The organism is Acetobacter senegalensis, assembly GCF_001580995.1.
Classification (GTDB): Bacteria; Pseudomonadota; Alphaproteobacteria; order Acetobacterales; family Acetobacteraceae; genus Acetobacter; species Acetobacter senegalensis.
On sequence record NZ_LHZU01000140.1, the window covers coordinates 1 to 21858 of the forward strand.

Genomic DNA, 21858 nt, shown 5'->3' on the forward strand with positions numbered 1-21858 from the left:
TCTGGGGCCACCGCCCCAACCGCCGCGCCAGCCCATGCCGCCGCCGTAAAATCTTCCTGGCCCGCCAAAGCCCGGGCCACCGCGAAAGCCGCCACGCCCCGGACCACCAAAGCCAGGACCACCGGGGCGAAAACCGCCGCCCATACCGCCGCCTCTAAAACCGCCACCGGGCCCCATGCCGCCACCGCCACGGAATCCTCCCCCACCGGGGCCGCCACCATGAAAACCGCCGCCTCCCGGCCCACCACCACCGCCCGGACGCGCCAGAGCCTGCGCCACAGGAGCCAATCCGGTTGCCAGAGAAAGGCAAACCGCCAGACCATATTTGAATGATGCTTGTTTTTTCATGATCCTCTCCCCGCAGGGTAGATATCCAATTCCATGGGGCTCCGCTTTCTCAACCGAAGCCGTTGTGGGTTCTCATTATAAGATGGGGCATCAGATGCCGCGTTTCCATCCCCAATTCGGCTCTGCTGCATGAAATACTAACACGATCTGCAACAAACATTCACCTTACATGCCTCTATACGGCAATCTCATGGCGTCCAAAGACACGAACATGTAAGAGATGGACAAGATATCAGGCAGAGAAATTGCTAACCGCAACAGCGTACCATGAGTCTCTAACGGGACATATCAACGCCAAACCCTAAGATTTGATCTGTTGCCAGCGCCTTAACCACATCCTGTCAGATACGCATTTCCAAGCAGTATCTAAAATTTATGGTACCATTTCAGGAAGGAAACCATGCCACCCACCTGCTTTTATAGCAGCTATGCGATGACATTATTATAGCCCAACTCTCCGGAAAGGAGTTGAAGGGTTATTTACTATTTTGGTGGGAAAAGTCTGGTCGGAGTAAGAGGATTCGAACCTCCGGCCCCTGCGTCCCGAACACAGTGCTCTACCAGGCTGAGCTACACTCCGATGACCTGCACGGGGCTATACCGCTCTCGTGCCGGTTTAGCAAGAGCAGAAACGCACGGAATCGCATTTCTGCCCCGTTTTATCGTGCTTTAAAGCTGCCCGGCAGGCACTTTCTGCTGCGCAATCTGTGGCTGAGAAAAGGCCAGAGCGGTCTCAATATCAGGAACCGTATGAATCATGGCGCGGGAGACAGGTTCCGCAAAGCCTTGCGCTACGGCAGCATCCAGCATGGCAATCACATGGTCAGCCCAGTGCTCCACATTGACCAGAATGATTGGTTTCCCATGCTGGCCAAGCTGCTTCCATGTCAGGATTTCCATCATTTCATCAAACGTGCCAAATCCACCGGGCAGGATCCAGAACGCATCCGCACGTGCAAACATGATCTGCTTCCGCGCATGCATGGAGTCCACAACAATCAGTTCTGCAACGCCTTCATGCATTTTTTCACGCGTTTCCAGAAAATCCGGAATAACCCCGGTTACAGCCCCGCCAGCCGTTAAGGCGGCATCTGCCACCACACCCATCAGGCCATGAGCTCCACCGCCATATATCAGCCTGATGCCCTGCTCTGCCAACACCTGTCCGGTTTTCTGGGCTGCCTGCCGATAAAGCGGATTATTTCCAAAACGGGATCCACAAAACACAGCAACAGCACTCAGCGTCACAGGCATCAGCTTTTTCTCCTCTGGCAAAAATGATGCATTACTGTCTCATGCCTGTTCACGAAACGCCAGCCGTATGATGCCGCTGGTGGCTTTTCACCACCATGCACAAAACAACCCCCAGCAGGCAGCACAGCGCCGTTATCTGAAACAGCACGCCATACCCCCACAACGGTATGATCAGGCCCAGAAGCGGGCCGGAAATACCAATGGCAATATCCAGAAAAACAGAAAACGCACCAATGGCCCCTCCTCTGTTCTCGGGCCCAACCTGTTCCACCGCACCCACCCCAAGAGCAGGAAACAGAAGCGAGAACCCAGCCCCGGAAAGAGCAGCCCCCACATTCGCCCAGAGCGGAGAATTGCCCCATGCCAGAACACTCAGGCCAAGAGCTTCAACCAGCAGGGAAAACAGGGCAACGCTCATGCCCCCCCGCTTTGCAATCTGTGATGTGAAGGCAAAGCGGGTCAGCACAAAAACCGAGCCAAACAAAGACAGCCCAATGGCTGCACCATTCCAATGCTGATCTGCAAAATAAAGCGCCAGCAATGCTGAAATTGCCCCAAACCCGATTGATCCTGCCGCAAGCGCCAGACCATACGGCATGACACGAGAGAGAATATTGAAAAAGGAGTGCTGCTTTGTGGCAGGAAGCGGATCAACTGCTGGCTGACGATTCGCCAGAGGCAGACCTATGCCCATCAGCATGGCTGAAAGCAGCCCCACCCCAAAAAAACCGCCAAAAGCCGGTAAAGTTGTTGCATGGTAAAGAAGTGTGGCAATCGGAGCGCCTAGCGCAATGCCTCCATAGGAACAGATTCCATTCCAGGAAATTACCTGAGCAGTATTTGCCACACCTACCCGTCTGATATTCCAGACAATAGCAGCCGTGGCGACCCAACTTTCTGCAAACCCCAGAACAATACGCCCCACAATCACCAGAAGCAGGGAAAGCATGGGCACACTGGCCAAAACACCTGCCATAGCCAACATGACACCGGAAAGCACACCTGCCGCCAACCCGACCAGCACAACTTTCTTGGGGCCTATGGTGTCAATCCTGCGCCCGGCCGAGGCGCGGGTAGCAAAAGTGGCCAGATACTGAACAGAAACAGCAAAGCCTGCCATGGCTGAACTGAAGCCCAGCTTTTCACGCACAAACAACGGCACAACAGCCATTTGCAGGCCAATGACCGTGTAACAAAGCAACGTAAAAAGCACGACCGCCAGAATGGTCATAAGGACGGAGGGCGAACGTACAGCCGTGACAGACATGATAAAACCCTTAAACAATCCGCTTTTTCTGTTTCTTCACACACTCCGTCCGCAGATGCCAGAAAAGCCCGGAAGTGCTTTTTGAGAAAGAGTCCTGTAAAATATGCTCTTCCAGATACCGGAAGATGGAACTACGCGTCATGACCACGTCATCCCCCGATGCAGGCGGATACCTCGTCCTCTCATCCCGCATTGCTTATGAAAACCCATGGACCCGCGTAAGGGAAGACATTATCCGCCGCCCAAACGGGAAAGACGGGCTATATGGCGTGGTTGAACGTGGTCAATTTGTTGTGATACTGCCCCTTGGCCGTACGGACGATGGAAAACCCACGGTTACCCTGGTCAACCAGTATCGCTACCCTATTGGCAAACGGTTATGGGAATTACCCATGGGCATGTGGGAGTCCCGCCCTGATGCCTCGCCCGCAGATGTTGCGGCAGGGGAACTACGCGAAGAAACAGGCCTGATTGCCCGCACCATGCATCACGCTGGAGAAGTGTATCAGGGAGCAGGGTATTCCACCCAGAAAGGGCACGTCTATCTGGCGACGGATCTGACCCCTGGCCCCACAAACCGGGAAGACACGGAGCAGGACATGACATGCCACACGCTATTGCTGGAAGACGTTGAAGAGATGATCCGTAAAAACGAGATCACCTGCATGGTCAGCCTTGCCGCCTTTGGCATGCTGCGTGCACAGAACCTGATATAATAAGGATTTTTTATAATTTTGTATTTCAGAAAACACCTTCCGGACCATAGTTCCGGCCTGGAAGGTGCAGAATGTTTCTTATTGAAAAAGGCAGACCATAAAACAGTTTTTTAGAATGGTCTTACAATGACCATGATCACAATAATCATCATCAGAACTGTCGGCACTTCATTGGCAATACGGTAATATCGTTCAGGGTGACGGTTCTGATCTTTTTCAAAATCTTTCCGCCACCGTGCACAAAATCCATGAAACGCAAACATGCCCAATAAGGCAGCCATTTTGCAGTGCCACCACCCGGCATGCCAATCAACGGCCCCTGGCGTAAGCACAAGAAGAATACCAAAAAGCAGGCTGGATATCATGGCAGGATTGATAATGGCCCGCAGAAGCCTGCGTTCCATGATCTTGAACCGCGCACTTTCTTCCGATCCAATCTGCACCTGACAATGATACACAAACAACCGAGGCAGATAGAACATCCCCGCCATCCACGCCATGACAGACATGACGTGAAACGCCAGAAACCAGCGTGTCCAGGGCAGGAAGGCTTCAATTGTCATGCCAGACGTCCCTGCGCCTTCAAGGCTTCTTTCAGAAGGGGTGCAAATTCACAAAGATGATGAATAACAACCAGATTTGGCCAGTCAGGCACGTCTTCACCTGCCTTGCGCAGTAGAACGCACATCATCCCGGCATCAATTGCCGCCCGTGCTCCTGTATTACTGTCTTCCAGAACAACACAGTTTGCAGGAGCAACCTGTTCTTCCTTTGCCGCATGCAAGTAAACATCCGGCCGCGGTTTGGGGATTCCCATATCCCGTGCAGAATGAATACGACCTTCAAAATACGGTGTCAGGTTGGTTGCAATGAACTTGGCATCCATTTCCTCAACAGAAGAATTGGAACCAACCCTGACAGGCAGACCAAGTTTTGTAACATCTTCAAGCATGGCATAGACACCGTCTATCGGCTCCACGCCCTGCTTCATGGCGGCGACAAAACGAGCCTGCGTTCTGGCGGCCCAATCCGCACCAAGAGATTTTCCGGTTTTCTGCTCAATAACATCCTGAATACTGGGCAGCGCCATACCAGAAAATGTATCAACGGCCAGATCATCTGGCACGTCCATACCTGCTGCTCGCGCTTCCTGAGCACTGATACGGCAGCAGGTTTCCTCACTGTCCACCAGAACCCCATCACAATCAAAAATGACAAGTTTCAGGCTACCATCAGCGGAAAGAGCAAGAGGAGAAGCCATCATGCTGTCTCCCTGACTGTTTTAACCAGATCAGCAACATGTTCCACAGGCGTTTGCGGCAACACGCCATGGCCAAGGTTGAACACATGAGCCCGGCCTTTACCCGCATTTCTGACTGCCAGCGCTTCCCGTCGCATGGCCTCTCCACCTGACAGAACGGCAATCGGGTCCAGATTGCCCTGAAGACCAATGGACTCCGGCACCTGCGTGCGCATCAGCGCCAGATCCGCACTGGTATCCAACGCAACAACATCTACACCTGTTTCCCGTGCATATTCCGGCACCATCATGCCGCCCAGACGCGGGAAACCGATGATTTTCACAGAAGGATGTTTTGCTTTCACAGCCTGAACAATCTGCCGGGTCGGCGCAATAACGTGCTTACGGAATTCGGAGGGCGGAAGCAGACCTGCCCAGGAATCAAACAGCATGACGGCTTCAGCCCCAGCTTCAATCTGGGCACAGAGGTAATCTGCCGTCGTTTCTGTCAGCAGAGCCATGATACGATCAAACAGCGCGGGTTCGGCAAACGCCATCTGCCGGGTAATGGCAAATTCACGCGAACCACCCCCTTCAACCATGTAACAGGCCACGGTAAAGGGAGCTCCAGTGAACCCCATCAGAGTTGTCGCTCCGCCCTTCGCCACACCAATATCGTCCGGGCCATCAAGAACTTTGCGCAGGCGGCTTAATGTTTCAAGAACAGGTGCGGTAATCTCCGCAATGCGGTTACGGTCCAGTCTGGCAAAATCTTGTTCGCTGCGGATAGCGCCCAGAACAGGGCCTTTTCCTTCAACAAACTCTAAAGACTGACCCAATGCCCAAGGCAGGATCAGAATATCGGAAAACAGGATGGCACCATCCATTCCAAAACGGCGGATGGGCTGCAATGTCAGTTCCGTGGCGATATCTGGCGTCATGCATCGCGTCAGAAAATCAGCCTGCGCACGCATGGCCCTGAATTCAGGAAGAAAGCGTCCTGCCTGTCTCATCATCCAAAGCGGTGGTGGCCACATGGCCTCACCATTCAGGGTTCTGAGAAGGCGCTTGGAGGGGGGGATTTCTGTCTTGCTGCTCATGCTCAGAAGTCCTGCACGTCTTTTTCCAGCCTGTCCACGCCCTCTTAACTATAAAAAAAGAAGATAGAATTGATTGTAGGGGTTAAGAGGTACTGTGGATGACGGGGTACCCACCATTCCAAAAATGTACCCCATCTTTCCCACAGTGTGTACAGATTACAGAGCCTTGGAAAAGCAGGGGTTTTTTGAGTTATCCAGAAAATACCCCAATGAGGCTGTGTACAACTCACCGGTTCATGACTCTTGCAGGTTGTGCACGGTACTCGGTACGGGCTTGTCATGATCGCCGTACAATCCACATGTACCCCGGTACTCAGGATAGTACTCACACCCCTATTTTTTGCTCAGTACCTGAAAGGGACTCGCTCACGTGACAGATTTAGTACTTAAGCCGACTCCATTACAGGACAAACGTCACGAACTAGTACTAGCCAGCGGTTCGGCTATCAGACGAATAGTACTGACCAATGCCGGACTTGCTTTTTCAGTCATGCCTTCCAGTGTTGATGAAACGGAACTGAAGGAAGCTGGGCAGCGTGAGGGCTGGTCTCCCGCAACGGTGGCCCTCCGGCTGGCAGAAGCAAAAGCCCTGGCAGTGGATGTGCCTGATGCCTTTATCATTGGCGCGGACCAGATGCTGTCCTGCAACGGCGTTCTGTTTGACAAGCCAAAGGACAAGCAGGCTGCCCGGCATCATTTATGCTCGCTGCGCGGGCAGACACATATTCTCCACACGGCAGTTGTGGTGTGCCGGAATGGAGCAGTGCTCTGGCGGCATGTGTCTGAACCACGTCTGACCATGCGGCTGTTTTCAGATGCGTTTCTTGAAGCCTATCTGGCGGAAGAAGGAGAGCGCTGCCTGGCCTCAGTGGGAGCTTACCGGATTGAGGGACCGGGCGCGCATCTGTTTGAGAGAATAGAGGGGGATCACACTGCTATTCTGGGTCTGCCCCTCTTGCCGCTTCTGAGTGCGTTGCGTGAAATAAGTGTGATACTTTCCTGAAAAAAGGGGCTTGCCACCCGGAAAAACGCCTTGTATTAGGCATGCACACACATACCACCCCCAAGTGGTATGGTTGGAACAGTGTGGGGCCATAGCTCAGTTGGGAGAGCGCTTGAATGGCATTCAAGAGGTCGTCGGTTCGATCCCGATTGGCTCCACCAGTTCTTCCTTCCCTGACATTCAGACATTATTTCGTCGGACAGGCTGTGGCAGAAGGTATTTTCCTTTTGTTGCGCTCCCTTGCGTCTGACAGATGTAATCGTTCTTTTGCTCCCTGATGTCCTGCAAAAAAGCTGGAATGGCGGAATAAGGCGCAAAGCTATTGTGGCGAAAGTCCACTTTCTCCCAAAAAGAATGACACTTCAAAATATTCTTCGGACCTCTCTCCTGAAGGAGAGTGCCCGTTAGATGCGTGCTGTTCTTCTGTTGAGACACTTGAAAGCTGATCGTATGGCGCGAGAAGCCCTTCTTTTCTTTCCGGACTGAGCGCCATCACGCCCTGCTCTGCTTCTGATCTGGGTGGACAAAACAGGGCTAAAAGACAAAAGAACAATTTCTTCCTTTTTTCGGGTCTGGTTTGGTTCATGACACGCTTCTCTCCCCCAAAAGCATTGCCCGGTGGTAGTTTTACCCCTTGGCTGATTGTGTTGCTGGGGTTGGTAACGGCCATTGGTCCGCTTGCAACGGATATGTATCTTCCGGCTTTTCCGGAAGTGGAGCGCGATCTGGCCGGAGGGCCGGGCTCTGCGCAGTTTACATTGGGGGCCTGGTTTCTGGGGCTGGCGATAGGCCAGTTCTCTCAGGGGCCTTTATCTGATCGGTTTGGCAGGCGTGCGCCGCTGGTGATCGGGCTCGCCATTTTTGTGCTGGCCTCTGCCGGGTGCGCCCTTGTGCAGGATTACCACCTGTTTTGCCTCTGCCGTTTTATTGGCGCGGTTGGTGGTTCAGCCTCTGCGGTGATTCCGCGCGCGATCGTGCGGGATGTAGCGACAGGCAAAAAGGGTGCCCGCATCATGTCGCAACTGACACTGGTGTTTGGGGTCATGCCGGTTCTTGCCCCCAGCCTTGGCAGTATCGTGCTCAAGTTTGGCAACTGGCGATGGATCTTCTGGGTTGGCGTCTTTTATGGGCTCGCTGGTATTGTCGGTATTCTGCTGTCTCTGCCTGATACATTGGTTCCTGAACGGCGGATCGCCTTTTCTCCTGTCAGAATTGCCAGCCGTTATATTCTTATTCTTAAAGAACCGGTTTTTCTTTCCAATGCGCTGCTGGCTACGTTTTCGACCTTTGTGATGTTTGCCTATCTGGGCAGTGCCCCTGTGCTGTTTGAACAGGTGTTGCACTTTTCCGCAGGGCAATTTGGTCTGTTCTTTGGCATCAATGCCGCCGCCTTCATTCTGGGAACACAGATTAATGGTCGGCTGGTGCATAAATTCGCCATGCCCGTGCTGCTGGAAAGTGCCCTGCTATGGGCTCTTGTGGTTGGTGCGCTGTTTGTGGTGCTCGCCCTTACCGGCATTGCGGGTGAACATCATCCTATTCTGACCTGTGCGCTTATCACCAGCATCACCGGCGCGCTGGGCTTTATCGGGCCTAATGCTACCGTGATGTCCTTTTACCATCACGGGCAGCATGCAGGCAGCGCATCGGCCATGCTGGGAACCATGCAGTTCAGTATCGGTTCACTGAGTAGTGTATTGGTGGGGCTGCTGCCTGGGGGTAGCGCTATACCAACAGCTATTGGCATGATGACAGGTATCCTTGGCATGGCGGTTGCTGATCTCATGCGCCGCCGTGCTCCGGCCATAGGGACGGAGGACGACTAGGGCCTCATGATTTTTCTGGAAGAGGGAAGAATGGTATGAACCAGCAGGCGACCGAACAGACATCCTTGCTTACGCAGGCACGGCAACGCAGATCTCCCTTTCCTCTTCCGGCTCTGTTGTTAGCGGGGGCCTGTTCCCTTGTGGCAATAGGCCAGCCTGCGCAGGCGGCAACGGTGTCAGCACCGGTTTTGCTGGAACACGTGCGGTTATTTGACGGTACGGACACGCCCGAGCAGGAGGATATGGCTGTTCTGGTGGAAGGTCAGTCCGTTGCGGCTGTAGGCCATAATGGTGCGGTCAAAGCGCCTAAAGGCACCAAACGGATCAATCTGTCCGGTAAAACCCTTATTCCCGGCCTGATTTCCAACCATAGCCATGTTGGGGTGGTGTCGGGCACCAAGGTAGGCGCGGAGAATTTTACCGCTCCGGTTATCAAGACGGCACTGGACCAGTATGAGCGCTATGGCGTGACGACAGTAACAGCACTTGGCCTGACCAAATCGCCTCTGTTTGATGATCTTCGCAAAGCCCAGCATGCCAACACGGATGGCGCTGATCTGTTCGGGGTGGATCAGGGCATTGGTGTGCCGGGCGGCATGCCGCCGGAGGGGATGGTCAAGGTTGGAAAAGACCAGATTTTTCGCCCTTCAACGGCAGAAGAAGCCCGTCAGGCCGTGGATACCATGGTCAGCGAAGGCACGGACCTGATTAAACTGTGGGTAGATGATTTCCGTAACGGTGTAAAATCAGCCAAGCCCCTGCCCGTCATGAAGCCGGAGGTCTGGCAGGCCGTGATGGCGGAAGCGCATGCCAAAAATGTGCGGGTGGCTGTCCATATTCATGATCTGGCTTATGCCAAAAAGCTGGTTTCTGCGGGCGCGGATATTATTGCCCATGGTGTGCGTGATGAACCCGTGGACGATGAACTCATCTCCCTGATGAAAAGCCATAACGTATGGTATGTGCCAACAATCAGCCTGGATGAAGCGACCTATCTGTTTGCCGAACAGCCTGCCCTGCTGAATGATCCCGTTCTGAAGGCGGGCCTAAGTGAAGACCTGACCCGTCAGTTCTCCGATGCAGCATGGCGGGACAAAATTGTTAAGTCACCGTTGGATGCGGCGTCTCATAAAGCTGTCGCCATGAATGAGCAGAACTTGCTGGCCCTGTATAAAGCGGGAGTCAAAATCGGGTTTGGCACGGATTCCGGAGCCGCGCCTGTCCGTATTCCGGGCTTTGCCGAACATCGGGAACTCAGGCTGCTGGTTGAGGCTGGGCTGACACCGTTGCAGGCCCTCCGGCTGGCAACCAGTCAGGCTGCGGCTTTGCTCAATCTGTCTGATCGTGGGGTCATTGCCCCCGGCATGCGGGCGGATTTTGTGGTGCTGGAAGCTGACCCTGCCCAGAATATCGCGGCAGTTGATCAGATTAGCGCCGTGTGGCGCGGCGGCGTGCGGGCTGATGGCCCACTTGTGCCGCGGTAACGCGCAGCGCATTCAAAACTGGAAACAGAACAGGCTTCCGTAATGCTGCGGAAGCCTGTTTTTTTGTCTAATGAAGCGTGCTGCCCTGTTGGCAAAAGAGACACCGCCAAGAGTGCTTCAGGCTGGAAAAGGCTAAGTCGTTTTTCCGGCTTCTGATTGCCTTTAACGGGGTTGCTGCGTCTGCTGTGGCGGCTTGCCGTAGATTGCTTCTGTTTCCGGAATAACGGAATGGCCATCGCCCTGATCCAGCGGTCCGTTGGCCGCGTTGGAAGGTGTAAGGGCCTCATACCGGTCTTCAGGTTTCTGGGGCTTTTCTTCAGGCAACTGGCCGTTGGCGCGGGCTATGTCTTCGCGTTCTTCCTGTTCCTTGGCACGGCGTGCTTCCGCTGGGGCCGCTTCAGGCATGAAACGACCGGGGCGCTCGTAAGGAAGATCAATATTGTCACCTTCAATTTCTCTGTGACAGCCCCCCAGAAACGGGAGGGAAAGGAGTGTAAGGCCTATCCCCACCAGAAAACCGGAAGAATGTGGCCGCATGCCGGTTGTCCGGTTGGGCCGAGCCAGAGAAAAACGATGTATCACGGAAGAATGGTGTCCTGCCGCAGGTTAGCCTTCCAGGTGACGCGCTTCCTCAGGCAGCATGACGGGAATGCCATCACGGATGGGAAAAGCCAGATGGGCTTTCTGACTGACCAGTTCGTTGGTTTCAGCGTTATAGGTCAGCGGCCCTTTGGTAACGGGGCAGACCAGCAGGGAAAGCAGGCGCGGATCAAGTGGGGCGTGGGTTTCAGCACCAGACATCAGGTATCATCCATACAAAATCATCATGAAGGCGGCCCCTCTTCTTCCGGGCCAGCCAGATCAAGCAGCATCTGTAGCACACGCACACGGTCTGTCAGCGTGCCAGCATCAAGCAATGCCTGTTTTTCAGCCGGAGGGAAAGGACAGATCATGGGCAGGGTGACCAGCAGCACATCATCTCCCATCTGTTCAATGGCGGACCAGCGTGCGCCCAGCCCCCGTTGCTGGAAATACCGGCGCATGGAATCCAGCAGTTTCTGGCGATCAAAAGGCGCGGAGGGAAGTTCGCTGAGGTCAGATGCAAAGGAAGACGCATCAACCCGGGCTTGCCGGTAACCGCGATGCAGCCCGGTCTCCCGCAGAAGCCGGAACCGGGCAATGCCGCTGAGCGTGATGGCGTATGTGCCATCAGAGCGTTCCGTGAAGGAGGTTATCCGGCCAATGCTTCCAATATGGTAAAGCGGAGGAGCGTCATCCGTTTCTGCATCTTCCTCCTTCCAGACGGGTTGAATCAACCCAATCAGCCTGTGGGAGGCCAGCGCATCTTCCACCAGCGCAATATAGCGCGGCTCAAATACGTTCAGAGGCAGCTTTCCCCGCGGCAGCAGCAAGACACCACTGAGCGGAAAAAGCCCGATCTCGGCCGGAATATCGGCCAGTGTCAGGTCAGACACCCGCGGAATGGCCCGCGGGATGTCCTCGTCCTCAGGGAAATAAGAAGCCAACGGTCCGGGTATCAGGAAAAAAGGAGGGAGGAGAGCTTGCGGCGGGCCGCAAGGGTGGCAGGGTCATCATGTCCCCAGGCTTCAAAGAAGCGCAGCAGTTGCAGGCGGGCAGCCCCTTCTTTCCAGTTCCGGTCAGCGCGGATCACGGCCAGAAGTTCATCCGCGGCTTCTTCCCGCTTGCCAGCGGCGTTCAGCCCGGTGGCCAGTTCACAGCGCGCATTATAATCGTTGGGGTTAGCGGCCAGACGTGCCCGCACTTCCTCCATTTCCTCGGCGGCCTTGCGGCCTTCCTTTTTCAGTTCAAGGGCCGCGCGGGCCCCCACAACTTCCGGGGCTTCCGCAATTTTGGCGGGTACATCCGCCAAGGCGGCTGCGGCTGCTTCTTCATCATCAAGTGCTAGCATGGCTCGGATCAGGCCACCCCACGCCTTGGGGTTTTCAGGCTCTTCCCCAATCACGGCGGAATAGAGCTCGGCAGCGTGCTCAGGGCGGCTGGTTTCCAGCGCCACATTGGCCTGCTCAAGCAGTTCGGTTGCGGGCATCGTGCCACCACCAGCGGCTTTCAGCACGTTTTCTACAAATTTCTTGATCTCGCTTTCCGGCAGGGCTCCCTGGAACAGATCCAGAATCTGCCCTTTCCAGAAGGCGGCAACCAGTGGGATGGACTGAAGCGGCAGACCAACCTGCGCCAGCTGGGCGGTCAGCGCCCGATTGGCTTCAATATCAATTTTGACCAGACGCAAACGGCCTTTGGCAGCCGTCACCACTTTTTCCAGCACAGGAGCAAGCTGTTTGCACGGCCCACACCAGTCGGCCCAGAAATCCACCAGCACAGGCACGGTGCGGCTTGCTTCAATCACGTCCTGCATGAAGGTGGCCTGAGAGCCATCAGAAACAAGCGGGGCAGAAGCCTGAGCGCCCGCGCCTTCATTCTGCGCGCCGGGACGGGACTGGCCGATAATATGGTCCATCTGGTGTTATCCTTGCTCAAAACTGCGGTGGAGGCATGCAAAAAGCGCTCCACATTTTGCGGCATGCGCCGCGCTTATCGTTCTAGATGGTCAATCAATCGTCCCGGTGCAATGGGAATTCAGGCAATCCATGCCCATATGGGCAGATTAAGTGTGTTGGGCAGCATTCCCATACAGCATGGGTAAGGGCTACAACAGCAACAGGACAAAACAGGAACGGCGGCGAACCCAAGATGGAAAATACCCCTCTGCCCGGTCATCAGGCCATTCGCGTTCGTGGCGCGCGGGTGCATAACCTCAAGAATGTGGATATTGATATCCCGCGGGACAGCCTGACCGTGATGACGGGCCTTTCTGGCTCCGGCAAATCTTCTCTGGCGTTTGACACCATCTATGCCGAGGGCCAGCGTCGGTATGTGGAAAGTCTCTCCGCCTATGCCCGCCAGTTTCTGGAACTGATGGGCAAGCCGGATGTAGATTCGATTGAAGGGCTTTCTCCGGCCATTTCCATCGAACAGAAAACCACCTCCAAGAACCCGCGCTCTACCGTAGGCACGGTGACAGAAATTTATGATTACATGCGTCTGCTGTGGGCCCGTGCCGGAGTGCCGTATTCCCCAGCGACGGGTCTGCCCATTGAGGCGCAGACCGTCAGCCAGATGGTTGACCGTGTGATGGCTTTGCCAGAAGGCACGCGTCTGCTTCTGCTCTCGCCTGTCATTCGGGACCGTAAAGGAGAATACAGAAAGGAACTGGCCGAACTGCAACGCAAGGGTTTTACCCGCGTGAAGGTGGACGGCACGCTGTATGAAATTGGTGATGTTCCTTCCCTGAACCGCAAGTTGCGGCATACGGTGGAAGTGGTGATTGACCGTATTGTGGTCAAACCCGGTCTTGAAACGCGGCTGGCGGACAGTTTTGAAGCTGCGCTGGAACTGTCAGATGGCATTGCCTACACGGAAGAAGTGCTGCGTGACAGTGATGCCACGCCAGAAAGGCTGGTATTTTCCTCCCGTTTTTCCTGCCCGGAAAGTGGGTTCACGCTGGAAGAAATTGAACCCCGGCTGTTTTCCTTCAACGCGCCGCAGGGGGCCTGTCCATCCTGTGACGGGATTGGCACGGAAACCTTCTTCAACCCTGCACTGGTTGTGCCCAATCCGTCTCTTTCCTTGAAAAAAGGCGCCATTGCGCCTTGGAAAGATGCAAAATCGCCTCTGCTGGACCAGACATTGCAAAGTCTGGCCGAGCATTTTGGCGTCAGCATGGAAACACCGTGGAAAGATCTGCCGGAAAGTGTGCAGAACAGTATTCTGGATGGTAGTCTGGAAGATGTGACATTCACGTATAAGGATGGCAAGAAAAGCTATAGCGTAACCAAGCCGTTTGAAGGGGTGCTCGGCAGTCTTTCCAGGCGATTGGCCAATACGGATAGTATGTGGGTGCGTGAAGAACTTTCACGCTATCAGTCTGAAAAGCCCTGCCATGTCTGCAATGGCGCACGGTTGCGGCCAGAAGCGCTGTGCGTGAAGGTAGCGCAGAAAACCATTGCGGAAGCCAGTGATCTGCCAATTGGCAAAGCGTTGGACTGGTTTGATACGGTGCTTCCTACCCTGACACCACAAAGAGCAGAAATTGCTCGTCGTATCCTGCGTGAAATTCTGGAACGTTTGAAATTTCTGGATGATGTGGGGCTGGAATATCTGACTCTCTCCCGTAGTTCTGCCACCCTTTCTGGTGGCGAAAGCCAACGTATTCGCCTCGCCAGCCAGATCGGGTCCGGGTTGACCGGGGTTCTGTATGTGTTGGATGAACCCTCCATTGGCCTGCACCAGCGTGATAATGAACGCCTGCTTGGTACATTGGACCGTTTGAAAAAACTTGGGAATACTCTGATTGTTGTTGAACATGATGAGGACGCCATTCGCAGTGCCGACTGGCTGATTGACATGGGGCCCGGTGCAGGCGTCAATGGCGGTACAGTTGTGGCTGCCGGTACGCCTGAACAGGTTGCAAAGTCACCAGAAAGCCTCACTGGTGCGTATCTGTCTGGCCGCAAGAAAATTCCTGTTCCGGAAACAAGGCGCCCGATTGATAAAAAACGGATTCTGACAGTTGAAGGCGCAAGCGGGCATAATCTTAAAAACGTAACTGCACGCTTCCCATTGGGAACATTTACCTGCGTGACTGGTGTATCTGGCAGCGGCAAATCCACGCTGGTGATTGATACACTTTACAAAACCCTCTCACGGGAACTGATGGGGTCTTCAACCACACCGGAACCCTGCAAAGCGATAAAAGGGATAGAACTGCTCGATAAAATTATTGATATCGACCAGTCTCCCATCGGGCGTACACCGCGCTCCAACCCGGCAACCTATACGGATCTTTTTACCCCTATTCGTGACTGGTTTGCCGAACTGCCTGAAAGCAAGGCGCGGGGCTACAAGCCGGGCCGTTTCTCCTTCAACGTCAAGGGCGGTCGTTGTGAAGCCTGCCAGGGCGATGGTGTGCTCAAGATCGAGATGCACTTCCTGCCTGACGTGTTTGTCACATGCGATACCTGCAAGGGAAAGCGGTATAATCGGGAAACGCTGGATATCAAGTTCCGCGGAAAATCCATCGCGGATGTTCTGGCCATGAGTGTGGATGAAGCCGTACCCTACTTCTCCGCCCAGACCCGTATTCGGGACCGGTTAAGCATTCTGCAAAAAGTGGGGTTGGGGTATGTAGCCTTGGGCCAACAGGCCACAACCCTTTCGGGTGGTGAAGCCCAACGCGTTAAACTTTCCAAGGAACTGGCACGTCGGGCGACAGGCCGCACGCTTTATATTCTGGATGAACCAACAACAGGACTGCATACGGAAGATGTGCGGAAACTGCTGGAAGTACTGCATGCGCTGGTTGACCAAGGCAACACGGTTGTCGTGATCGAACATAATCTGGAAGTGATCAAGACCGCAGACTGGATTGTGGATGTCGGACCGGAGGGCGGTGACGGCGGCGGACAGATTGTGGCGGAAGGCACACCGGAAGAGATTGCGGCTTGCCCTGCAAGCCATACAGGGCACTTTCTGGCACCGCTGCTTGTTCAGAAACCGGCAAAGAAAACAACCAGAAAGAAAAAATAAGAATGCAGAGTCAATTCGGGAAAAACACGTTGAGGTCCATGGCGGCGTGTTTTTTGTGTGGTGCGGGCGTTCTGGCCGCTTCGCATCTTGCCTGTGCTGCTCCCCTTTCTTCCGTGTTGTTCGAACAGAACACATGGAAGGAAATCCAGGCGGATATTGCTGCCGGTGCCACCACAATTATTGTCCCTGTGGGCGGTACGGAACAGAGTGGTCCCTTCATTGCTGTCGGCAAACATAATACGCGGGCATTGTATCTTGCGCAGCAGATTGCTGAAAAAGCAGGAAATACTCTGGTGGCGCCAGTGATAGCTTATGTGCCGGAAGGCGGAACGTCTCCCCGGTCTTCTCATATGCGGTTTCCGGGAACCATTACTGTTCCACCAGATGTTTTTGAAAAACTTCTGGTTTCAGCGGGAGAAAGTTTTCAGGTTCAGGGATTCAAACTGATCGTGTTTCTGGGAGATCATGGTGGCTACCAGAAATATCTGCAAAAAGCGGCAGAAACACTTACGCAAAAATGGAAGGGAACAGGCGCGAAAGCCCTGTATGCTGCCGGCTACTATACAGTTGTGGCGCACCAATATGCTGACTGGCTGAAACAGAAGGGATATGGGAAGGACGTTGGCATGCATGCTGATATCAGCGATACCTCCCTCATGCTGGCGGTTGCTCCCTCCATGGTCAGAGAACAGGCATTACGGGCTTCTGGCACGCCTTCATCAGTAGACGGTATCTATGGGGGAGATCCGCGTCGGGCTTCTGCGTCGTTGGGGCAGGCAGGGCTTGCCATGCAAGTGAACGCGGCCGTGCAGGCTATTGAACAGGCCCGTGGGAACTAGCGGGCAGTAAACAAACGCTGTCTGAACAGCCGGTCCGGTCTGGGCAGGCAGCTATTGGTATCTGAGACAGGCGATAGTGCGGGTCGATATTTTCGTCTCGCCCTGCCTTGCTTGCTCTTTTCATCCGCAAAAATGTCTTTACAGTCTTTCCCTGTGGCTAATTAAAAACAGCCATTAAGAAAGTTTTTATAAGCTCAGCTGAAAATAGACGCAAAAAAAAGCCTGTGCTAAATATTTCCATGCTTACTAAAAGAGTACAAAAAAGGTACGGTCTGTAATATTATGGTAGTAAAACGACATCTGGCAGCCGCAACGGCTGTTCTTGTTGCTTTGGGCGCAGGATACGGCGTGGCCACAGCGCAGGAAGCCGCTCAGTCCCCTGTGCAGACACCTCCGTCTGCTACCAACCCTCAGCAGCCTGTTCCGGGAACAGCTCCATCTGTTCAAACGCCCCCTGCTCCGGCGGTTTCCTCTTCTGCTGAGGGGCCGGTTATTTCAGGGGCCACGGCGCCTGCTGTGCAGACCATTCCCGGTATGCCGCCGGTTATCAATCCGAACAATCTGTATAGTGAAACAGGTGCAGGCCATATCGCTCCGCAAATTGCGCAGGACCCGGCCCGTGTCTATGTGCCCAATCTGCGTTCTAATGATGTGTATGTGATTGATCCCGCCACATCCAAGGTGGTTGATCGTTTTCCTGTTGGTCAAAGCCCGCAGCACGTTGTGCCATCATGGGATCTGCGCACCCTATGGGTGACAAACAATGCAGAAGGTAAAACCAGCGGTAGCCTAACCCCCATTGATGCCCACACAGGTAAGCCGGGCCCCAATGTACCAGTGGATGATCCTTACAACATGTATTTTACGCCAGATGGTAAATCCGCCATTGTAGTGGCGGAAGCGCGTAAACGGCTGGATTTCCGTGATCCCCACACCATGGAGCTTCAGCAGTCAGTTGAAACGCCAGACTGTAAGGGTGTGAACCACGCGGATTTCTCCATTGACGGGCGTTACGCCATTTTCACCTGTGAATTTGGTGGGCATCTGGTGAAGGTTGATACCGTCAACAAGAAAGTGCTCGGTTATCTGAAGCTTTCCAGCGGAGGAATGCCGCAGGACATTCTCATCTCTCCCAACGGCAAGACATTCTATATTGCTGACATGATGGCTGATGGTGTGTTTCTTGTGGATGGTGACAGTTTTCGTGAAATTGGCTTTATTCCAACAGGTATCGGCACCCATGGGCTTTATCCAAGCCGCGATGGTACCAAAATGTATGTGGCCAACCGGGGGTCTCATAAAATTCATGGTAAACCGCACAGCAAGGCGGGTGGCGTAACGGTAATTGACTTTGCCACAAACAAGATTGTTGCCAACTGGCCCATTCCTGGTGGTGGTAGCCCTGATATGGGCAATGTCAGTGCTGATGGAAAAACGCTTTGGCTATCCGGGCGCTTTGATGATGTCGTTTATCAGATCAACACGGAAGATGGCTCCATGCAGAAGATCCGTGTTGGTGCGGAACCGCATGGGTTGACGGTCTGGCCGCAGCCGGGTCGCTACTCAATCGGTCATACGGGTATTCTACGCTGATACAGTAAAAGATTTTATTAAAAGCGGAAAAGAAAAACCCCTTCCTGAACAAGGAAGGGTTTTTTTTAAGTGAGGGGAGCAGGTTTGAAAAAACCTCTCCCCCGTCTTTCTATTGTCAGGCGTTCAGATAAATGGTTTTGGTCTGCACATAGGCTTCCAAACCATATTTACCGTCTTCCCCACCAAGGCCACTATCCTTGTAACCATGGTGGAAACCTTGCGGCGCCTCTCCGCCCTCGCGGTTGACATAGACCTCACCAAAGTTGAGATCAGAACTGATACGCATGATACGTTTCAGATCATTGGTGAAGACATAAGCAGAAAGACCATAGCGACAATCATTCGCCTGGCGGAGAGCATCATCATAATCAGCGACTTTTGTCAGCAGCATGACGGGGCCGAACACTTCGTCTTTCACAATGTCCATGTTCTCCCGCACATTTGTCAGAAGCGTTGGGGCATAGAAAAACCCATTGTTATATTCATTGCCTTTCAAACGATGACCACCAGTTTCCAGCTTTGCCCCTTGCGAGACCACTTTTTCAACCATGGCGTGAACTTTTTCCAGTTCCTGCAGGCTGACTTTAGGGCCCATATCAGTTGATGGATCAAGCGGGTTACCAACTTTTAGGGCATCAATTTTTTTCCTGACCAGCGTGGAAAATTTATCGTAAATGGCGGCATGAACATAAGTGCGTTCATTGCTGGTGCACACCTGCCCGGCATTGGTGAAACGGGCAAGAACAGCCGCTTCAGCCGCTTTTTCCAGATCTGCATCTTCCATTACAATGAAGGGTGCCTTACCCCCCAGTTCCAGACGGACTTCCTTGAGGGTATTGGCAGCAGCAGCCATGATCTTTTTGCCGGTGGCTGTGCTGCCGGTCATGGTGATCAGCTTTATATCCGGGTTTTCGACCAATGGGGTACCAACGTCTTTACCATCGCCTGTCACCACATTCAGCACCCCTGCCGGAATACCGGCTTCCTCTGCCAGACGTGTGGCTTCCAGCGCAGCTAGAGGAGCCAGTTCATGGGGTTTGATGACAATGGTGTTGCCTGCTGCCAGAGCAGGAGCCACTTTGCGAATAAACAATGCCAGCGGGAAGTTCCATGCGGAAATACCGCCAATGACACCGTGTGGAATTTTTTCCAGAAGAATTTTCTCGCCAGGGCGGCTGCCGGGCACAATATCGCCTTCCAGACGGCGGGTATTTTCCGCAGCAAAGCGCAGAAGGCCCGATGCAAATCCAACTTCGACTTTTGCTTCCTTAAGCGGTTTTCCCATTTCACTTGAAATAATGCGCGCCAGCCGTTCGGCATCTCTCTCAATCAGCGCCTTGAAAGCATAGAGAGCATCCGCACGTGCTTCAGCCGTTTTACGGCTCCAGGCCGGAAATGCGGCATTGGCGGCGGCTACGGCGCGCTCTACATCATCTTTAGCTCCGTTAGCCACCTGTGCCAGCACATTTCCGTTTGCCGGGCTCTTTATTTCTGTAAACGTGTTTGTAGATGCTTTTGTCCATTTACCGTCAATAAACAGGTCATAATGCGTTTTGTGATCTGTATCAGTCATCAAAATCTCCTTGTTGCAGAGTATGGAAAAAGAGAGAGTCGTTTGAAAAAGGCGGCGGATAGATGCAGAACGGGTTTTGTGTGGACGCTTACCGGCATCTTGAACGGGATGTTTCTTCAGTTGTCTTTTTATATTCATCCGATCATACACGAATGATTTTTATCCGGTATGCATTTGCAATTTTCAAATACTCTCCAAAATTTCTCTGATTTCTGTAGCATGATTTAACAACAATCATGTCTGGCTTGGGTTTCATAGTTTCACAGGGAATGTATAAAGGAAAGTGATTTAAAAAGAGCAAAAACATCATTTAAAGTGAGGATAAGATGTACGTTCCCAAACTGTCTCAGCTCCGTTTTTTCTGTGCTATTGTAGAAGGCGGTTCCATTGCCGCGGCAGCCCGGAAGATGAACTGTGTTCCGTCCAACATTACAATGCGACTGAAAGAACTGGAGACGGATATTGGACAGGATCTTTTTATAAGGGATCGTAAAAAATTACTGATTACACCGGCAGGCCGGCTGTTTTATCGGGAAGCGCGGGAAATTGTCAGTCGAGCGGAACGGCTGCCCTCTTTGTGGTCCCAGCCAAAATCACGCGGCATTCTGAACGTAGGGGCGTTGGATGTTGCATTTTTAACGTGCCTTCCCAAACATGTGCCGCAATTTATGATGGATCATCCGGATGTGGAGCTGAATGTTTTGCAACATTCCAGTTTTGTACTGGAAAGAATGCTGAGTGAAGAGAAAATTGACCTCGCCATTACCGATGGACCAGTTGAAAACACGCTTCTGGAAGGCTCTTTTGCGTTTCATCAATCCCTTTATCTGGTCATGCCGGAGCATATCAAGAAAATCACACCGGACGTTATAAACCGGTCTGATATTTATCTGTTCAATAAGGACTGTTTTTACCGAAGATGTGCAGAGTTATGGATGGAGCAGAAAGGATATCAGCCGCGTTCTGTGCTGACCATGGAATCCTATGATCTGATCCTGTCTTGCCTTGATATGGGAATTGGTCTGGCCTGTATGCCGGAAAGTGTTGTTGCCCAGTTTCGGGTGCGGGGTAGAAAGCTCAATATTTTCAAAATGGATGATATAGGGCCAACAGATGTTTACTATGTCTGGAGGAAACACGGGAAAAATGACATCATCCAGGCGTTTCTTGACTACATGAGAGAAGACTGAGCAGCCTTCTCTTCACTGAGAGAAGTAGGCAGAGAAAGAGAGAATCCCATTTTAGGGATTTTTTTGCCATTTTAAAAGATATTTGAAAATCAGACGTACGTTAAACCAAAATTGCCGACATTTTCACATGCGGCCTTAAGTACATCTCCTTTCATAATACGGCTTACGCCTGCCGGTGTTCCCGTCATGATCAGATCTCCTGCTTCAAGCCGGACAGATTGTGAGAGTATGGAAATTATTTCCGGAATAGACCAGATCATATCGTCAATGTTCCCTGACTGCCTGACCTCGCCGTTAACTGTTAGCGTGATTTTGCTGTGTGCGAGAGATGGTATCTGGGAGGCAGGTTTGATGGCGGAAATTGGACAGGATGCATCAAACCCTTTTGCAAGGCTCCATGGTCTTCCCGCTTTTTTTGCAACAGCCTGAAGATCTCGCCGGGTCATATCCAGGCCTACTGCGTATCCGTAAACATGCTTGAGCGCTGTTTCGGAAGAAATATTAGCGCCCCCGGCAGCAATGGCGACAATAAGCTCCACTTCCGGGTGCAGGTTATCGGTTTTGGGTGGGAACGGCAGAACCGAGGCCTGGGTGACGGCATCAGCGGGTTTGGAGAAGAAAAAAGGTGGGTCCCGGTCAGGGTTGCCGCCCATCTCGCGGCTGTGTTCGGCATAGTTTTGCCCAACACACCAAATGCGGCGCACAGGAAAACGGCTGTTTTCTCCCTGTACCGGAAGCGTGGGAACAGAGAGCGGAAAAAGTGTTGGGAGCACGTTTGTTGGCATGACCAGAATTTCCTG

21 protein-coding genes and 2 tRNA genes are annotated in these 21858 nt (G+C 53.2%); 9 read left to right on the forward strand and 14 right to left on the reverse strand.

Translation table 11 applies throughout. The features are described 5' to 3' along the window. From AD948_RS12430 to AD948_RS12445, 4 genes are all read right to left on the reverse strand, one after another. On the reverse strand, positions 1-348 hold a 348-nt coding region (locus AD948_RS12430), incomplete at its 3' end, for a hypothetical protein (protein ID WP_211264484.1). A 503-nt stretch (positions 349-851) separates the two neighbouring features. Beyond that, a tRNA-Pro gene (locus AD948_RS12435) sits at positions 852-928 on the reverse strand. An 89-nt stretch (positions 929-1017) separates the two neighbouring features. Further along, positions 1018-1602, reverse strand: coding sequence for an LOG family protein (locus tag AD948_RS12440; protein ID WP_039903585.1), 585 nt, complete (start codon positions 1600-1602; stop codon positions 1018-1020). A 49-nt stretch (positions 1603-1651) separates the two neighbouring features. After that, positions 1652-2869: an MFS transporter gene (locus AD948_RS12445; protein ID WP_039903588.1), complete on the reverse strand. Its 1218-nt coding sequence runs from the start codon at positions 2867-2869 to the stop codon at positions 1652-1654. 140 nt (positions 2870-3009) lie between these two features. On the opposite strand from AD948_RS12445, the gene AD948_RS12450 reads away from it, so the two are divergent. Then, positions 3010-3585, forward strand: coding sequence for an NUDIX domain-containing protein (locus AD948_RS12450; protein WP_039903590.1), 576 nt, complete (start codon positions 3010-3012; stop codon positions 3583-3585). Between the two features lie 110 nt (positions 3586-3695). On the opposite strand, the gene hemJ is transcribed toward AD948_RS12450, so the two are convergent. Genes hemJ through hemE form a run of 3 tightly spaced genes read right to left on the reverse strand, consistent with a single transcriptional unit; the run spans position 3696 to position 5925 of the window. After that, positions 3696-4148: a protoporphyrinogen oxidase HemJ gene (gene hemJ / locus AD948_RS12455; RefSeq protein WP_006557809.1), complete on the reverse strand. Its 453-nt coding sequence runs from the start codon at positions 4146-4148 to the stop codon at positions 3696-3698. Then, on the reverse strand, positions 4145-4846 hold the full coding sequence (locus tag AD948_RS12460; RefSeq protein ID WP_061472270.1) for an HAD family hydrolase: 702 nt from the start codon (positions 4844-4846) through the stop codon (positions 4145-4147). The genes hemJ and AD948_RS12460 overlap by 4 nt, the downstream gene beginning before the upstream one ends. Continuing rightward, positions 4846-5925, reverse strand: coding sequence for a uroporphyrinogen decarboxylase (gene hemE, locus AD948_RS12465; RefSeq protein ID WP_061472237.1), 1080 nt, complete (start codon positions 5923-5925; stop codon positions 4846-4848). The genes AD948_RS12460 and hemE overlap by 1 nt, the downstream gene beginning before the upstream one ends. Positions 5926-6295: 370 nt before the next feature. Between hemE and AD948_RS12470 the strand changes: the two genes are divergently transcribed. Both AD948_RS12470 and AD948_RS12475 read left to right on the forward strand, forming a co-directional pair. Then, complete coding sequence (locus AD948_RS12470) at positions 6296-6928, forward strand: Maf family protein (RefSeq protein WP_061472238.1); 633 nt, start codon at positions 6296-6298, stop codon at positions 6926-6928. 85 nt (positions 6929-7013) lie between these two features. Continuing rightward, positions 7014-7089, forward strand: a tRNA-Ala gene (locus AD948_RS12475). A gap of 158 nt (positions 7090-7247) precedes the next feature. On the opposite strand, the gene AD948_RS18210 is transcribed toward AD948_RS12475, so the two are convergent. Next, positions 7248-7514, reverse strand: coding sequence for a hypothetical protein (locus tag AD948_RS18210; protein ID WP_140385751.1), 267 nt, complete (start codon positions 7512-7514; stop codon positions 7248-7250). Here AD948_RS18210 and AD948_RS12480 point away from each other — a divergent pair. Continuing rightward, positions 7513-8754, forward strand: a complete 1242-nt coding sequence (locus tag AD948_RS12480; RefSeq protein WP_058987723.1) for a multidrug effflux MFS transporter — start codon at positions 7513-7515, stop codon at positions 8752-8754. The genes AD948_RS18210 and AD948_RS12480 overlap by 2 nt on opposite strands. 35 nt (positions 8755-8789) lie before the next feature. Continuing rightward, positions 8790-10238, forward strand: a complete 1449-nt coding sequence (locus AD948_RS12485; RefSeq protein ID WP_082782440.1) for an amidohydrolase family protein — start codon at positions 8790-8792, stop codon at positions 10236-10238. A 162-nt stretch (positions 10239-10400) separates the two neighbouring features. On the opposite strand, the gene AD948_RS12490 is transcribed toward AD948_RS12485, so the two are convergent. From AD948_RS12490 to AD948_RS12505, 4 genes are read right to left on the reverse strand one after another with little or no spacing between them, the layout of a single operon-like run. Then, a complete protein-coding gene (locus AD948_RS12490) occupies positions 10401-10820 on the reverse strand; it encodes a hypothetical protein (RefSeq protein WP_006557817.1) in 420 nt (139 codons plus the stop codon). Between the two features lie 24 nt (positions 10821-10844). Further along, entirely contained in the window at positions 10845-11039 is a 195-nt protein-coding gene (locus AD948_RS12495; RefSeq protein ID WP_006557818.1) for a Trm112 family protein, read from the reverse strand. A 23-nt stretch (positions 11040-11062) separates the two neighbouring features. Beyond that, positions 11063-11764 (reverse strand): LON peptidase substrate-binding domain-containing protein, encoded by a 702-nt coding sequence (locus AD948_RS12500; RefSeq protein ID WP_061472239.1) that lies wholly within the window; start codon positions 11762-11764, stop codon positions 11063-11065. Between the two features lie 11 nt (positions 11765-11775). Continuing rightward, complete coding sequence (locus AD948_RS12505; protein ID WP_061472240.1) at positions 11776-12735, reverse strand: tetratricopeptide repeat protein; 960 nt, start codon at positions 12733-12735, stop codon at positions 11776-11778. Positions 12736-12968: 233 nt separating this feature from the next. On the opposite strand from AD948_RS12505, the gene uvrA reads away from it, so the two are divergent. The 3 genes from uvrA to AD948_RS12520 all read left to right on the forward strand — a co-directional run bounded on the left by uvrA (position 12969) and on the right by AD948_RS12520 (position 18295). Beyond that, positions 12969-15863, forward strand: a complete 2895-nt coding sequence (gene uvrA, locus AD948_RS12510) for an excinuclease ABC subunit UvrA (RefSeq protein WP_006557822.1) — start codon at positions 12969-12971, stop codon at positions 15861-15863. A 2-nt stretch (positions 15864-15865) separates the two neighbouring features. After that, positions 15866-16702 carry a creatininase family protein gene (locus AD948_RS12515; protein WP_061472241.1) on the forward strand — a complete coding sequence of 279 codons (837 nt, stop codon included), beginning with the start codon at positions 15866-15868 and terminating at the stop codon, positions 16700-16702. A 282-nt stretch (positions 16703-16984) separates the two neighbouring features. Further along, the gene (locus AD948_RS12520; protein ID WP_061472242.1) at positions 16985-18295 is read left to right on the forward strand and encodes a YncE family protein; all 1311 of its coding nucleotides are present in this window, start codon (positions 16985-16987) and stop codon (positions 18293-18295) included. A gap of 115 nt (positions 18296-18410) precedes the next feature. Here AD948_RS12520 and aldA read toward each other — a convergent pair whose 3' ends face one another. After that, on the reverse strand, positions 18411-19868 hold the full coding sequence (aldA, locus tag AD948_RS12525; RefSeq protein WP_061472272.1) for an aldehyde dehydrogenase: 1458 nt from the start codon (positions 19866-19868) through the stop codon (positions 18411-18413). A 326-nt stretch (positions 19869-20194) separates the two neighbouring features. Here aldA and AD948_RS12530 point away from each other — a divergent pair, with 326 nt between their 5' ends. Next, a complete protein-coding gene (locus tag AD948_RS12530) occupies positions 20195-21058 on the forward strand; it encodes a LysR family transcriptional regulator (protein ID WP_061472243.1) in 864 nt (287 codons plus the stop codon). Positions 21059-21147: 89 nt separating this feature from the next. Here AD948_RS12530 and AD948_RS12535 read toward each other — a convergent pair whose 3' ends face one another. Further along, on the reverse strand, positions 21148-21843 hold the full coding sequence (locus tag AD948_RS12535) for a fumarylacetoacetate hydrolase family protein (RefSeq protein ID WP_061472273.1): 696 nt from the start codon (positions 21841-21843) through the stop codon (positions 21148-21150). Positions 21844-21858: the final 15 nt, after the last annotated feature.

Bases quoted from the DNA above. Each gene is read 5' to 3' on its own strand.
- AD948_RS12440 (WP_039903585.1), bottom strand. From the start codon at position 1,602: ATGCCTGTGACGCTGAGTGCTGTTGCTGTGTTTTGTGGATCCCGTTTT.
- AD948_RS12445 (WP_039903588.1), bottom strand. From the start codon at position 2,869: ATGTCTGTCACGGCTGTACGTTCGCCCTCCGTCCTTATGACCATTCTG.
- AD948_RS12450 (WP_039903590.1), top strand. From the start codon at position 3,010: ATGACCACGTCATCCCCCGATGCAGGCGGATACCTCGTCCTCTCATCC.
- hemJ (WP_006557809.1), bottom strand. From the start codon at position 4,148: ATGACAATTGAAGCCTTCCTGCCCTGGACACGCTGGTTTCTGGCGTTT.
- AD948_RS12460 (WP_061472270.1), bottom strand. From the start codon at position 4,846: ATGGCTTCTCCTCTTGCTCTTTCCGCTGATGGTAGCCTGAAACTTGTC.
- hemE (WP_061472237.1), bottom strand. From the start codon at position 5,925: ATGAGCAGCAAGACAGAAATCCCCCCCTCCAAGCGCCTTCTCAGAACC.
- AD948_RS12480 (WP_058987723.1), top strand. From the start codon at position 7,513: ATGACACGCTTCTCTCCCCCAAAAGCATTGCCCGGTGGTAGTTTTACC.
- AD948_RS18210 (WP_140385751.1), bottom strand. From the start codon at position 7,514: ATGAACCAAACCAGACCCGAAAAAAGGAAGAAATTGTTCTTTTGTCTT.
- AD948_RS12485 (WP_082782440.1), top strand. From the start codon at position 8,790: ATGAACCAGCAGGCGACCGAACAGACATCCTTGCTTACGCAGGCACGG.
- AD948_RS12495 (WP_006557818.1), bottom strand. From the start codon at position 11,039: ATGTCTGGTGCTGAAACCCACGCCCCACTTGATCCGCGCCTGCTTTCC.
- AD948_RS12505 (WP_061472240.1), bottom strand. From the start codon at position 12,735: ATGGACCATATTATCGGCCAGTCCCGTCCCGGCGCGCAGAATGAAGGC.
- uvrA (WP_006557822.1), top strand. From the start codon at position 12,969: ATGGAAAATACCCCTCTGCCCGGTCATCAGGCCATTCGCGTTCGTGGC.
- AD948_RS12515 (WP_061472241.1), top strand. From the start codon at position 15,866: ATGCAGAGTCAATTCGGGAAAAACACGTTGAGGTCCATGGCGGCGTGT.
- AD948_RS12520 (WP_061472242.1), top strand. From the start codon at position 16,985: ATGGTAGTAAAACGACATCTGGCAGCCGCAACGGCTGTTCTTGTTGCT.
- aldA (WP_061472272.1), bottom strand. From the start codon at position 19,868: ATGACTGATACAGATCACAAAACGCATTATGACCTGTTTATTGACGGT.
- AD948_RS12530 (WP_061472243.1), top strand. From the start codon at position 20,195: ATGTACGTTCCCAAACTGTCTCAGCTCCGTTTTTTCTGTGCTATTGTA.
- AD948_RS12535 (WP_061472273.1), bottom strand. From the start codon at position 21,843: ATGCCAACAAACGTGCTCCCAACACTTTTTCCGCTCTCTGTTCCCACG.